The 14,137-nt window shown below is 62.9% G+C and carries 9 protein-coding genes and 1 pseudogene; 6 read left to right on the forward strand and 4 right to left on the reverse strand.

The genetic code is table 11. From position 1 onward, the window contains the following. The first annotated feature begins 19 nt into the window (after window positions 1–19). On the forward strand, window positions 20–1,078 hold the full coding sequence (locus KW062_RS18025) for an ABC transporter substrate-binding protein (RefSeq protein ID WP_105754639.1): 1,059 nt from the start codon (window positions 20–22) through the stop codon (window positions 1,076–1,078). 566 nt (window positions 1,079–1,644) lie between these two features. Here the strand turns inward: KW062_RS18025 and KW062_RS18030 are convergent. Then, window positions 1,645–1,827, reverse strand: coding sequence for a hypothetical protein (locus tag KW062_RS18030; RefSeq protein ID WP_146118216.1), 183 nt, complete (start codon window positions 1,825–1,827; stop codon window positions 1,645–1,647). 88 nt (window positions 1,828–1,915) lie between these two features. On the opposite strand from KW062_RS18030, the gene KW062_RS18035 reads away from it, so the two are divergent. The 5 genes from KW062_RS18035 (at window position 1,916) to KW062_RS18055 (ending at window position 9,313) form a co-directional block, all read left to right on the forward strand. After that, a complete protein-coding gene (locus tag KW062_RS18035; RefSeq protein WP_027616269.1) occupies window positions 1,916–4,189 on the forward strand; it encodes a TonB-dependent receptor in 2,274 nt (757 codons plus the stop codon). Between the two features lie 49 nt (window positions 4,190–4,238). Next, window positions 4,239–6,710 carry a TonB-dependent receptor plug domain-containing protein gene (locus tag KW062_RS18040; protein ID WP_027616268.1) on the forward strand — a complete coding sequence of 824 codons (2,472 nt, stop codon included), beginning with the start codon at window positions 4,239–4,241 and terminating at the stop codon, window positions 6,708–6,710. A 264-nt stretch (window positions 6,711–6,974) separates the two neighbouring features. Continuing rightward, window positions 6,975–7,736, forward strand: a complete 762-nt coding sequence (locus KW062_RS18045; protein ID WP_105754640.1) for an ABC transporter permease — start codon at window positions 6,975–6,977, stop codon at window positions 7,734–7,736. Window positions 7,737–7,745: 9 nt separating this feature from the next. Further along, the gene (locus KW062_RS18050) at window positions 7,746–8,507 is read left to right on the forward strand and encodes an ABC transporter permease (protein WP_027616266.1); all 762 of its coding nucleotides are present in this window, start codon (window positions 7,746–7,748) and stop codon (window positions 8,505–8,507) included. A gap of 11 nt (window positions 8,508–8,518) precedes the next feature. Further along, window positions 8,519–9,313, forward strand: a complete 795-nt coding sequence (locus tag KW062_RS18055) for an ABC transporter ATP-binding protein (protein ID WP_027616566.1) — start codon at window positions 8,519–8,521, stop codon at window positions 9,311–9,313. Between the two features lie 5 nt (window positions 9,314–9,318). On the opposite strand, the gene KW062_RS18060 is transcribed toward KW062_RS18055, so the two are convergent. The 3 genes and pseudogenes from KW062_RS18060 to KW062_RS18070 form a co-directional block, all read right to left on the reverse strand. Then, window positions 9,319–12,675 (reverse strand): ImcF-related family protein, encoded by a 3,357-nt coding sequence (locus KW062_RS18060; RefSeq protein WP_218424800.1) that lies wholly within the window; start codon window positions 12,673–12,675, stop codon window positions 9,319–9,321. Next, window positions 12,659–13,792 carry a hypothetical protein gene (locus KW062_RS18065; protein WP_105756136.1) on the reverse strand — a complete coding sequence of 378 codons (1,134 nt, stop codon included), beginning with the start codon at window positions 13,790–13,792 and terminating at the stop codon, window positions 12,659–12,661. Before KW062_RS18065 ends, KW062_RS18060 begins: the two co-directional genes overlap by 17 nt. 136 nt (window positions 13,793–13,928) lie before the next feature. Then, window positions 13,929–14,108, reverse strand: a pseudogene (locus KW062_RS18070) (DUF3304 domain-containing protein); the annotation flags it as partial. Window positions 14,109–14,137: the final 29 nt, after the last annotated feature.

A 14,137-nucleotide genomic window follows, 5' to 3' on the forward strand; every position in this document is an offset into this window, starting at 1 on the left:
ATTCAACCGAAGAATCCCCATGAGCAAACCACTCGATACCCTTTGGTACACCCACAGCCCAGTCCCCACCGGCCTCGGCATTGCCGTGCAATCCGGCCGCCTGGCCGAGGCGTTCCTGCCGTTTGGCACTAACATCCAATCCTTGCGTGAATCCAGCGAACGGGAAGTTCGTGAAGCGCACTATGACCATCACCTGAAGAACTCAGTGCGCCACGGCGGCAATATTCCCGCGATCTGGGCCTACGCCAGCGGCGTGCAGACCCGGGTCGTCGGCTTGTCCTGGAGCGACGAAGTGCAACTGATCCTGACCACCGCCGAAAGCGGGATCAAGACCGTGCGTGACCTGAAGAACCGACGCTTCGGCATTCCGAAATGGGCCAACGTGCAGATCGATTTCACCCGCGCCCAGGCCCTGCGCGGCCTGGAAAATGCGCTCAAGCTCGAAGGCCTCGACGTCAGTGATGTCGAGCTGGTGGACTACCCCTACGGCGGCACCTACAGCGACGACCAGAAGCAGCATGTCTACGGCTCGGAAGTCAGCCTCGGCACCAGCCGTTTCAGCCGTCGCAACAATGAGTTGATCGGCCTGCTGCGCGGCGACATCGACGCGATCTTCCTCAAAGGCGCCCACGCCGTGCACCTGGCCGACGAGTTCGGCCTGCGGGTGGTGATTGATACCGGCTCCCACCCTGATCCGCTGATCCGCTCGAACAACGGCACGCCGCGCACCCTGACCCTCGACACCCACCTGTTGCACGAGCATTTCGATGCCAGCGTGACGATTGTCGACACCGTGCTGCGCACCGAACAGTGGGCCTGGGCCAACCCCGACGAGACCCGGCGCTTTCTTGCCCGCGAGTTGAACACCAGCGAATATTGGGTCGCGGCCGCCTATGGCGAAGACGCTCATCGCCGCCTGCGCACCACCCTGGATGCCCGCTCCATCTGCGCATTGCAGGATTTCACCGACTTCCTCCACCGCTGGAATTTCATCCCGCGGCGCTTCGATGTGCGTGACTGGATCGATTTCAGTGTGCTGGAGAAAGTCATCGGCTCGACTTCGCGGCTGGCGGTTTGAGGAGCGGCGGCTGCAGTTGTCGGGCCGACGCTTCGCAGCAATGGGCCTTTTCAGCAACACCGCATCGACTTCATCGCCAGCAGGCTGGCTCCCACAAGTTTTTGAGCTGCGCCGGCTTTCCTGAATAGGCCGGCCGGTAGGCCGCCTCGGGTGCTTTTGATTTTGATTCACCGGCCCCGTCGGGAGGCTGAGCGGAGGTATTCATCCGGGGGAGCGCGTAGCGCGCTGCGGCGCAGCCGCAGTCATCGAGAGGAGGTGCCAGCGAAGCCAACCGGAGGCGATGACCCACGGATGGATACCGGAGCGAAGGTACCCCGAGCCTAAGCGAGGGGCCGGACGCTGGGGCAAGCCTTTTTGGGTACTTTTGGCTGGGCCGGCATTCCGGGCGTTTGACAAAAGTGCCTCGCCGTAAGGGCGAAACCATAGGTGGCCGTTACCGCAGGAATGGATATGTACACAAAAAGACCGCGATCGCTAGCAGGCTAGCTCCTACAGGTTCTGCGCAGTTCAGGAATTAAGAGCAACACAGCTCATGTGGGAGCCTGCTAGCGATGAGGCCGGCACATTCAATCTATTAGTTTTCTGATACAGCCCATCGCGAGCAGGCTCGCTCCTACAGGGAATCCACTGCACCCAAACTGCTGCTCCAGCAGCACCTCCACAGCAGCCATTGCTGAATACTCGACAACCCCTTCAACTGGCCACTGCCCGGCACTGAAACCCACGCTTAAAAAATCAAATAAATTCATATATTTCAACACGTTAAAACAACTAACAAGCCTTGGCACGATCTCTGCTCTACCCCTCTCAATGAATCTTTTCCGGGGGAGTAAAACCATGCACACACTGAATCCAATCACCAAGGGCATCTGGCTCGCGTTGCTGCTGGCAGGGGGCACCGCCAGCGAGGTCGCACTGGCGGCCGACACCACCGATAACCAGGCGTCGCCGAGCAGCACCGAACCCGCGCTGAAAACCGTCACCGTCACCGCGCAGCACCGCGAAGAAACCCTGCAGGAAATTCCGGTGGCGGTGTCGGCGATCCAGGGCACTAACCTCACCACCGACGGCGTGCGCGCCATGGGTGACATCACCACCTTCGTGCCCAACGCCTCGGCGAAAAACCCGGACGGCGACGGTCGACCGCGCTGGTACATTCGTGGCCTCGGCACCGGCGATACCGGCGCCGCCACCGTCTACCCGGTGGGTATCTATTCCGATGACGTCTACCTCAACGCACCGATCGCCGGCGGCGGCCCGCTGTATGACCTGGAACGCATCGAGATCCTGCGCGGCCCGCAAGGCACGCTGTACGGCAAGAACACCACCGCTGGCGCAGTGAACATCATCTCCAATAAACCGAGCCTCGATGCCCCTACCAATGGCTACGGCACCGTCGGTGTCGGCAGCAAGGACGAACGCATCGTCAGCGGCGCGCTGGGGGGCGTACTGGTGGACGAACGCCTGGCCGCACGGGTGGCGCTGTATTCCGAGGAGCGTGACGGCTTTGCCGATAACCTCACCGATGGCCACACCTACGGCGACGTCAACAAGAAAGCCGTGCGCGTGCAGTTCCTCGCCCAGCTCAACCCCGATCTCGAAGCGCTGCTGAAAATCCACGCCCGCCAGCACAATGGCGACGGCAGCAACGGCTCGCTGCCGGTGGGCCGCTACTACAACGTCGGCTACCAACGGCCGAACGGGCGCGACATCGAACTCAACGTCAAGGAAGATGCCAAGCTCGACCACGACGGCACCTCGCTGACCTTCAACTGGAACCTGGGCGACTACACCCTGACCTCGATCAGCGCCTACGACTACATTCGCGGCCAGTCCACCAGTGATGCCGACTTCACCCCCTACGAAGTCAACGGCGCGGCCAAGGCCGACAACAAGTACAGCCAGTACTCCCAGGAGTTTCGCCTGGCCTCGCCGCAGCAGGAAACCCTGCGCTGGCTGGCCGGCGCCCACTACTTCCACGAAACCCTCGACAGCGCCGCCTCGCGTTTCATCACGCCCGGCCCGACGCCCAACGGCAGCGGCTCGAACCAGATCGGCGCGACCGATGTGCGCAACCTCGACTACGACCACAAGACCGACAGCTACGCGCTGTTCGGCAACCTGACCTACGACTTCACCGACAACTTCACCGTCACCGGCGGCCTGCGCTACACCCAGGAACGCAAGGAGATCGACCTCGACCTGCTGCAACAAACCCGCACCAGCGCCAACGGCCCACTGGTGCCGCTGCCCGGCGTCGGCACCAACGGTAATCGCCAGGAAGCCAACACCTGGGAAGCCTGGACCTATGACGTGACCCCGGAATACCGGATCAACGACAACCTGCGGGTGTTCTTCCGTTACGCCCACGGCTTCCGCTCCGGCGGCTTCAACACCGGCCTGTCCACCAGCCTGGCGCAACTGACCACGGTCGATCCGGAGAAACTCGACGCCTATGAAATCGGCCTCAAGTCGGAGTGGTTCGATCGCCGCCTGACCGCCAACGCGAACATTTTCTACTACGACTATTCGGACATTCAGGTGAACCTACTGACGGTCAACAACGGCGTGCTGACCACCGCCTTGACCAACGGTGCCTCGGGCAAGGTCCAGGGCGCCGAGCTGGAACTCGAAGGCCAGCCGACCGACTACCTGCACCTGCGCGCGGCGATCTCGTTCCTCGACACCGAGTACACCGACTTCAAGAACACCAACCCCAACACCGGCGCGGTGACCGGCGACTACAGCGGCAACAGCTTCGTGCGCTCGCCGCGCAATGTGGTCGCACTGGGCGGCGACTACACCTTCCCGCTGGAGATCGGCGGCAAGCTGGTGGCCGGTGGCGACGTGACCTTCCGCGACAAGGAATACTTCCTCGCCGACCGCCAGAGCAGTGTCGACAAGACCATGAGCCAGCCCCACTACACCCTGGCCAACACCCGCCTGACCTGGTTCAGCCCGGATGAGCAACTGAGCGTCACCGGCTTCGTCAACAACGTCACCGACCGCCGCTACCAGGTCCACGGCCGGCCCAACGGCACCCTCGGCCAATACGTGATCACCTACGGCGACCCGCGCACCGTCGGCCTCAGCGTGACCAGCCGCTTCTGATCCCTTGCCCTTGCCCTTGCCCTTGCCTGCACCCGAAAGGAATCCGCTCATGTTCCACCACACTCCCCTGGCCAGCGCCGTCGCGCTGGTCATCGGCAGCCTTGCGCTGCCGATTTATGCCGCCGACACCCAGCCAGCCCCCGCCGGGGCCACTGGAGATGCCCTCGACACCGTGGTCGTGCTCGGCACCCGCCGCAGCGACCTCACCGCCCTGCAAAGCGCGGCCCCGGTGGATGTGCTGTCCAGCGAGCAATTGCTGGACACCGGCGCCAGCGACCTGTCCACCGCGCTGACGGCGCTGTCGCCGTCCTTCAGTTACCCGCAATCGCCCCAAGGCGCGTTCTCTGGCTCCATCGCCCAGGGCGCTTCGCTGCGCGGCCTGGCCTCCGACCAGGTGCTGGTGCTGGTCAACGGCAAGCGCCGCCACACCAGTGCCAACGTCACCCGCCAGGGCCTGGTCAATGGCCGCGGCGCGGCGGCGGTCGACCTCAGCCTGATTCCCTTGAGCGCGATCCAGCGCGTGGAAATCCTGCGCGACGGCGCCGCCGCCCAGTACGGCTCCGACGCCATCGCCGGGGTGATCAACATCGTGCTCAAGGAAAAAGACGACGGCGGCAACGTCGGCTATCGCTTCGGCGGCTACGACAAGGGCGACGGCCTGCAGCGCAAGCTCGGCGGCTGGAAAGGTTTCACCCTGCCCAACGACGGCTTCCTGACCCTGAGTTTCGACGCCGGCAACCAGGACCCGGCCAGCGACACCAACCCGGACAATCGGATCTTCTACCCCGGCTCCACCAGCATCAACACGCCCAAGGAGCAGAACAACCGCTACCGCACCTGGCGCTGGGGCTCGGGCAATGTCTCGGACCAGTACAACCTGGTGGCCAACAGCGAAATCGGCATCGGCGAAGGCCTGACCGCCTACGGTTTCGCCACCTATTCGCACAAAAACACCGACGCCGAAGGCTTCTTCGATCCACCGACGACCCTGCGCAGCAACTACGGCAGCAACGCCCTGGCGCGCTTCCCCGATGGCCGCTTGCCGGTGACCCGCTACTCCCTCGAAGACTACGCGGCCACCGGTGGCCTGCGCCTGGAAGACGAGCAACTGGGCAAATTCGACCTGGCGCTGAACTACGGCGACAACCGCCTCGACTCCGACGACCGCAACGCGATCAACCCGAGCTGGGGCGCCAGCAGCCCGCAGAACATCTACACCGGCCGCCGCGACGCCGACCAGACCAACCTGACCCTGGACTGGGTGCGTGACTTCCCCACCGACCTGCTGTTCAAGCCGCTGACCCTGTCCGCCGGCCTGGCCTGGCGCCAGGAAAACTACGAGCTGAGCGCCGGCGAAGCGGCGGGCTGGCAAAACGGTCCGCTGTTCAATACTGTCGATCCACTCAGTGGGCGGCGGATTCCTGGTTACTACTCGGGTATCACCCAGGTCGACGCCGCCTCCCTGGATCGCCGGGTGTTCGGCGCCTATGTCGACGTCGAAGGCCAAGTCACCGAGAAATTCCAGGCCGGCGTGGCGCTGCGCAGCGAGCACTACTCGGACTTCGGCGACACCACCAACGGCAAGCTGTCGCTGCGCTACGACTTCACCCCGCAAATCGCCGCGCGGGCCACTGCCAGCACCGGCTATCGCGCGCCGTCGCTGGTGCAGAGCGGGTTGTCGTCGTTCAGTGTGCAGGTAGTCGAGCAGCCACCGGGCAGCGGCAACTTCGTCGAAGTACAGCAACGCACCCTGCGCGCCAACAGCCCGGAAGCGGCATTGCTCGGCGGCAAGTCGCTGAAGCCCGAGGAGTCGACCAACTACTCTCTGGGTCTGGTCTGGCGGCCGCTGGCCAACGCCTCGGTGACCGTCGATGCGTACCGGATCAACATCGACAACCGCATCACCCTCTCCGACCAACTGCCGGCCTCGGTGGTCGCGCCGATCTTCGCTGGCACGCCCTACGCCAACATCCAGAGCGCGGCGTTCTACACCAACGTCGCCGACACCCGCACCGACGGTATCGAGCTGACCGGCAACTACCAACTGGACCTGGCGCAATGGGGCCGCCTCAACCTGAGCAGCGGCTTCGCCAAGAACCGCACGGAGATCACCCAACTGCGCGATGTCGGCAATATTCGCGGTGATCAGATCGTCGGCCGTGCCACCCAGGGCTTGATCGAGGACGGCACCCCGGAGACCAAGCTGGTGCTCAGCGCCAACTGGCTGTACGACAACTGGGGCGTGACGGTCTCCCAGCGCCGCTACGGCGAATGGACCAGCCGCAACGCGAGCAACCCGGATCTCGACCAGACTTACAGCTCTCAATGGGTCACCGACCTCGACCTGTCGTACACCTTCGACAAGGCGTTGAAGGTCTCGATCGGCGCGATCAACCTGTTCGACACCCACCCCGACGAAGCCGAAGGCGCGCAGTTGTATGGCGTGCCGAAGTATTCGATCACCAGCCCGGAAGGCGCCCAGGGCGCGTTCTACTACACCAGCGTCAGCTACGAGTTCTGACCGCGACTGCTGCCGGGGTGTTGCCCTGGCAGCAGTGGTTGCTGATGCAGCATCAACTGTAGGAGCGAGCCTGCTCCGGGCGGCGTTCCGACGAAAAACTTCAGGGCGCCGCGTTCAGACAGAAAGCCCGCGTTATCGTTGACGCTTTTCGCGAGCAGGCTCGCTCCTACAAAAGCCCCAATTGAACATCATTGCCGTCAGCATGTGCCACATGGCACAGCTCTTGCGATAGCCCTCGGGTACTTCGCCGCACTAAGGCCCGCCATGCGCAACCATCCCCTGTTCAACACCTTCACCTGGCTGATCTCGCCCCTTGTCCTGCTCCTGCTGTGGGCCGTGGTGGCCGAGGCGGCGATCTTTCCACGCAACCTGCTGGTACCACCGCTGCAGGTGCTGCAGACCTTCCAGGCGCTGCTGGCCAGCGGCGAGTTGCTCGAACACCTGGGCAACAGCCTGTCGCGCCTGGGCCTGGGTTTCGCCATCGGTTCGCTGAGCGGCCTGGCCTTCGGCGTGCTGCTGGCCCTGTCGAAAACCGTCGAGGCCTACTGCGCACCGCTGTTCCATACCCTGCGGCAGATCCCCAGCATCGCCCTGATCCCGATGTTCGTGCTGCTGTTCGGCATCGACGAAACCTTCAAGATCATCATCGTCGCCAAGACCGCGTTTTTCCCGGTGGCCCTGGCCGCCAGCGAAGGGGTCAAGGCGATTCCGCGCAGCTACTTCGAAGTCGCCGACGTCTATCGCCTGCGCTGGCCGACCCTGGTCCGCGAGATCGCCCTGCCCGCTGCCGCGCCGCCGATTATCAGCGGTTTTCGCATCAGCCTGACCCGCGCCTGGGTGGTGCTGGTGGCCACCGAGTTGCTGGCGGCCGACAGCGGCCTGGGGCAGATGATCGAAATGAGCCGGCAGATGCTGCGCATCGACGTGGTGATGGTCGGCGTGGTGGTCACCGGGGTGATCGGCTTCGCCCTGGACTTTGCCTTTCGCCGCCTCGAACAGCACCTGTTTCGCTGGCAAACCCGCTAGGAGCCGGACATGAAGCAACTACTTGGAAAATTACGCGGCCTGCTGTTGCCGCTGCTGTTGATCGGCGCATGGGAATACGCCTCGCGCCAGGACGCCGCCGGAGCCTATGCCTTTGTGCCGCTGGCAACCATCGGCCAGGCGCTGCTGGAACTGCTGGGCAATGGCGAGTTGTTGGTCAACCTGCTGGCCAGCCTGATGCGCACGAGCAGCGGCCTGGTCCTGGGCATCGTGCTCGGCGTCGCCCTGGGGATGTTGATGGCACTGTCGAGCGTCGCCAACCGCCTGATCGGCCCACTGTTCCATGCCGTGCGCCAGGTGCCGATGCTCGGCTGGATTCCGTTGATTGCCATGTGGTTCGGCAATGGCGAGTTTTCCAAGGTGCTGATCGTCACCCTGGCGGCGTTTTACCCGATGGTCATCAACACCTATCAAGGCTTCAGCCATGTCGAGCGGCGCTATCGCGAAGTCGGCCAGGTGCTGGTGCTGAGTCGCGGGCAACAGCTGCGCCACGTACTGCTGCCGGCCGCCCTGCCGAGCATCGCCACCGGCGTACTTCAGGCCCTGGCCTTCGCCTGGGTCACCGCCATCGGCAGCGAACTGTTCCTCTCCTCCGGCGCTGGCCTGGGCAACCTGATGATGAACGCCGAGGCCGGCGCGCGCATGGAAATCATCGTCCTCAGCGTGCTGTGCATCGGCCTCGCCGGCTACCTGATGACTCTGCTGTTTACCCTTGCCAGTCGCCACTTGCTGCGCTGGCGCAACACCCGTTGAAAGGTCCTGAAATGAACGCCATAGCCCATACCTTTGCCCCCCACAGCAGTGCCTTGCAACGCGGCGCACTGGACATTCGCGGCCTGAACAAAAGCTACCGCATCGAAGGCCAGCCCCTGCCGGTGCTGCACGACATCAACCTCAAGGTGCGCCCCGGCGAATTCGTCAGCATCCTCGGCGCCAGCGGCTGCGGCAAATCCACCCTGCTGCGGCTGCTGGTCGGCCTCGAAGCCGACTATCAGGGCGAAATACTGCTGGACGGCAAACCCGTGGTCGGCACCAGTCTGGAACGTGGCATCGTGTTCCAGGACCACCGCCTGTTCCCGTGGATGACGCTAAGCCAGAACATCGCCCTGGCCCTGAAAAACCATCCGCTGTCGCCAGCAGAAAAACAGCGTCTGGTCAGCGAGCACATCGCCCTGGTCAACCTCGAAGGCTTCGAAAACGCCTACCCGCATCAACTTTCCGGCGGCATGGCGCAACGCGCCGCCATCGCCCGCGCGTTGATCAATCAACCCAAGGTCCTGCTCCTCGACGAACCCCTCGGCGCCCTCGACGCCCTCACCCGCGTACGCCTGCAACACGAACTGCAACGCATCTGGGTGCAACAACGCTGCACCGTGATCATGGTCACCCACGACATCGAAGAAGCGCTGTACCTGGGGGATCGGGTGATCGTCATGGATGCCCATCCGGGGCGGATCAAACATGAGATCCGCGTGGATTTGCCCCATCCAAGGGATCGGGGGTGTGGGGTGTTGCAGGGGTATAAGGAGCGGTTGTTGGAGGAGTTGGTGGGGCATTGAGCCGTTCAGCCGGTCTTCTTTTTCCTCACCACCGGTTTGGGCTTCGCTCCCTCTTGTAGAAACACCTCAGTCGGCAATTCAAACCCGCGTAGTTTCAGCAACTCCAGCGGCCCGGTACCCAGTTCGGTGCGTAAATTCCAGGTCAGTTCCAGGTTGTCCGGGGCTTTGATTTGCACGCGCATCTGGCTGTCGCTGTCGTTCAGCGGGGTGATGCGTGCGTGTTCCAGCAGGCGGATCAGGCCCCAGGTGCCTTCGTAGTCGGCGAACAGGCGTTCGCCGGTGTAGACGCTGGTCCACAGCAGGCGGCTGCCGGGGTGGTTGCTGGTGCCGGGCCAGGTGAAGCGTTGCCAGCGTTCGCGCTGGTTGAAGTAGTGATGTTTTTCGCCGTTGAGGATGAAGGTGGTGTCGACGATGTCGCGCACACCTTTGCCCCGCAGTTCGAAGCTCACACCCAGGCCGCCGTCGGTAAAGAGCACGTCGGCGAGTTGGCTGAGTTGATTGATCGCCGTGAGAAATTGCGGGTTGAAACGCAGGCCCTGGCTGTGGCGGGTGTCCGCAACCCAGCGCTGGCCTTCCTTGCGCAGTACGCCGCCGAGTTGCTGCTGGAGAAATTGCTCCAGCCGTCCGGAGTCGGCGCGGATCATCTGCCCGAGCATCGGCAGCGAGGCGTCGCTGGTGGTCGCGGCAAAGGGGTAGCGACCGGCGAATGCGCTGTGCCATTCGTTGACGATCGAGCGTTGCCACTGGCTGTTGAGGCCCGCTGCCGAGGGTTGCAAAACCCGCTGCCAGGCTTGTTCCAGCGGCTGCACAAACAGCGTCTGGCCGATGCCGTCCCACTCGGCGCCGAGGCTGGCGGCCAGCAGGCTGCCGTAGGATTGGGTGTCGGTGAGGTCGACGTTTTGTCCTTGGAACACGCTTTGCGCCAGGGCTTGGGTCATTTCTTGCGGATTAGTCGCGTTGCTCACTTGCTGCAGTTTCAGGCGAACCCGGGTAACGCGGTTGAGGAAGGCGGCCAGGCTCAGGCGCTCGGGGTTTTCGCTTTCCTTGCCGATCAGTGCCAATAAAGGACCAAAGGTTGGGTCCAATGGACTGTTGGTTGTGGGCAACGGCTGATCGATGGCCGCAACCGCGTCCTGAGCGATGAGTTTTTGCGCCGACTTGACCAGCGATTCACTGAACGCCGGACCACGGGCACCGGCCTGGCCTTGATAGGCCAGCGTGTTCATCAGCGCAATCAGCGGCGACTGCCGCGCATCGCTCATCAGCGCCAACTGATCGATCACCTCGCCCAGGCTCTTCACTTCTCGCCAGCGCAGGCCGTTGAGGAAGTTCAGCCAGGCGTTGGCGTAGTCCCGGAAATAGCGCTCGGTGAGACGTTGACGCAGTTGCTCGGGCGTCAGGTCGGCGGCGATTTCGTGGTGGCTGTCGCTGAGCACCCAGTCGATTTCCTCGCGACGCTGCTCGGCGATGGCGTTGATGGCCTGGCGTACCTGGCCTTCCCAGGCCTGCCGGGTGAACACCCCGGGCACTTCCGCTCGGCTGGAAAACAGCGCCGAGGCATCGGTGTCGCCGACCATCTGCGCCAGACGCAAAGCCGGGGCCTGATTGGCGGCATCAGCCAGGACTTTTTCATAGAGGCTGGCCTCGGCGTTGCGCTGACCGAGTTGGCTGAGCAGCACTTGCCGGGCCTGGGCCACCAACTTCGGATCGGCCTCAAGGCGCCACTCCGGGTGGGCCGGCAGTTGCTCGGCGTAGAACTTCCAGAGCTCGGGGGTGAGCGCTTGCCAGAGGCCCGGTGAAATACCGTCGCGCTCGGTTTCGGTCTCGCTCAGGGTCTTGGCGAGAAAGGCACTGTCGACCTTGTCCGGACGCGTCAGCATCAAATAAGCCTTGAGCTGATCGTAGGCCTGGGCCGAGAGTTTGCTGCGTAATGGGCTGTCAGCCGGCAGCTTGATCAGACGATTCAGCGCGGCCTGCAGGTTGGCCGCCGCTGGATCGCGCAGCAGCCGCTGATTGGCCTCGACGTAACGCGGCCACAGGGCATCGAGCAAGGCGTCGTTCTGGTTCAGGCCAAAACGCTGATACCAGGGCGTGCCGTGGGCGGCGCGGTAATCCAGGCGGTCGAGCTCGCGGGTCAGCTCGGAAAACGCCCGTAATTGTGGGTCGCCCTGCTCTGCTGTTTGCAGGGTCGCGAGGGTGTTTTGCAGGTGGGCGATCTGTGTGCGGTTGCTGGTGAAGGACAGCAGCATGCCGACGCCCCAGACCAAGGCCAGTCCCAAGACCAACCGATACGCGACCCGTGTCGCTGGCCAGCCTAGACGCCGACTGCGCCGCCTCTGCCCATCCAGAACTCCGGCCCAGGCCGGCTCATGGGGCCAGTGGCGATTATTGGATTTTTCCCCAGCGGGCAACGGCAAACTGAACCACAAACCGCGCAACGGCAGGCTGCGAGCGTACATGCCGAATAACGGTGCCAGGGCTTGGCGCCAACGGGCGATGCCTTCGACCTGCAGATCCCGCGACAGGCGCAGCAGGAAATCGTGTTTGAAGTCCTTGCTCACTTCTGCCCAGCCTTCCTGGCGCAGCGGTTGGATCAACGTCTGCAACGCATCGTCAATGGCTTGCGCGGTCGTTTTTTCTGGCAGCGCGCAACCGACGGCCTGGGTTGGACGCATAGGTTGCGGCCATTGACTGTCGCACACCTGCCACACATGCAGCGGCAACGACCAACCCAGTTTTGTGGCCAGCTCACCCAGACGTGTCACACCATGACTGAGGATTTGTTGTTCTTTGCTCTGTGCGGGTGTCAGGGCCCAGATCACGCCGTCGAGGGCGCGCCAGCGGGTGAGTTGTTGGCACAGTTCGGTGACTGAAGGGGTAAGCGGCGCTTGTACGCTGCCGCCCCAGAGCAGGACGTTATGTTCGCCGTGTAGCCAGTGGTCCTGGGACAGGTGCGGGGCGATGGCCTGGATTTGTTCGGGCTCGCCGATGACCAGGTACAGGCGGGTTTTTCGGCGCCAGAGGGGGCCGTGCTGGAAGCGTAGTTCGCCTATCATCTTTGACAGACTGGTTTGCGCAGTAGCCTTTAACACCGGCGGCGGGGTTGTCCGCGACGCCCCCACCAGCTTGCGGACTCCGCTCAAAAATGTATGCCAAATCAATATCGCTATCACGAAACACAACGCCCACAGCGAAATAGCCTTGAGTACCATTTCGCGCAATTGCGCATCATTTAATGGCTGTGCACCGCTCCATAACCACCAGGCCGCGCATCCCACGGCGACCGACACTGCCAGGATCACGGCCAGTAATAGCACCGTTGCCAATGGCGAAAATTTCGAAGCTTCAACTGATTGAGTCATTGGGTTTCACCACTCCAAGGGCAAGGGTGTAGTAGGGATCGTTCGCCAGCCAGGCGCACGGCACTTGGTGCTGTTCGACATACCAGGCCGCCAGCGTCTGCACGACCATGGCCTGCAGACTTTCCAGAGCTCCAAAGTTGGCGTCTTGCACGTGCTGCGAGGTGTTCCAGCCGTTGATTGAAAGATCGGCTACATGGGGCTGGATGAACGATGGGCAGACGTCAGGTGGCGTTGTCAGCTCGCTCTGTTGCAACGCCCGATCGGCGACGACTTGGAGGGGCTCGGTGTCCACCTCGAACCATTCACCGCGAGACAAGCGCACGCCCTCTTCGGCACCCAATAACCAGAGCACCGCAGCCTCTCCAGCTGGCGGCAGACTCTCCGGTTGCGCGACTGTGGACTGGCAACCGGCGCAGAGGATTCGGGCGCCCGCAGGCGCCACCTGCAGTTGGTCGATGACTGCATTCAAACTGCGAAGGCCCAGCCAGGGCTGCGGTTTTTCCGGCAGTTGCATCTTCGGAAAACAGCGCGCCATTTGTTCGACAAAGGCTTCCCAGGACGACTGCGAGCCTTGCCAGTAACAACCTATGGGTTGCACCAATGGTTGCTCCGCGCGTTGTGCTTGCCATTGCAAGGCAAGCAGGATCGCCAGGTTGCGCTCACGCTCAACAAAGTCACTGCCATGCACCTGCAGAAGACGAACAGTCTGTCCTTCAAGAGTTTTCTCCGGTACCGGAGGCTGATGCTCCGAACTGAACAACCGAAGTCCGTGTTGCGCAGTGGTGCAGGCTGCTCCAAGCAACACCGCCTCGACCAAACCGGCGCTCTGCCGATGATGCTCCCACCAGACTTCATGCTCCTGGGCTACCGCCATGGCGTAACACTCGGCGTTATGTTGATTGAAACGAAAGAACAGCAGGCGTATCAGCAAGGCCAGTATCAGCATCAACATGGCACCGGCCACACTGACCAACATAGGAAGTGGTTCAACATAAGGCCGCAACAGCACACTCGCACTGCTCGACATCACCAGCAGGCCCGCTCCGACTGCCAGCCAGCGGGCGTACGCGGGTGCCTGGGCGCTGGGGTACGGCGCGAAATCTGGAGCGTGATTCATGAGATCACCCAAGGGCTGGGGATCCAGAGCGCTTGCATGGATCCCCAGGCACAGCAGCGGCCATCCTGCACTTCACCGCCAGACTCTTGCGGCGTGTCTCCTTGACGTATTACCGGTTTCATTGGGTTTGCTCCCGCTATCTCGCAGATGTTTTAGAGGGACATGACTGCGGCTGCGGCAAATGCAGCGGCGTCTTGATCGGGTATTCGGGACTGCCGTAGGCATGGCAGGAGGTGGTGACCTGGAGTTCGTCGCAGGGCAGGAAGTGCACGGTGAGGCCGCAGACTTTTTGACCGGTGTAGTCGGGGATGGGGACGGATTGGGTGTGTTGGGGGGTGTCAGAAA

The sequence above is a fragment of the Pseudomonas fluorescens genome, assembly GCF_019212185.1.
Taxonomy (GTDB): Bacteria; Pseudomonadota; Gammaproteobacteria; order Pseudomonadales; family Pseudomonadaceae; genus Aquipseudomonas.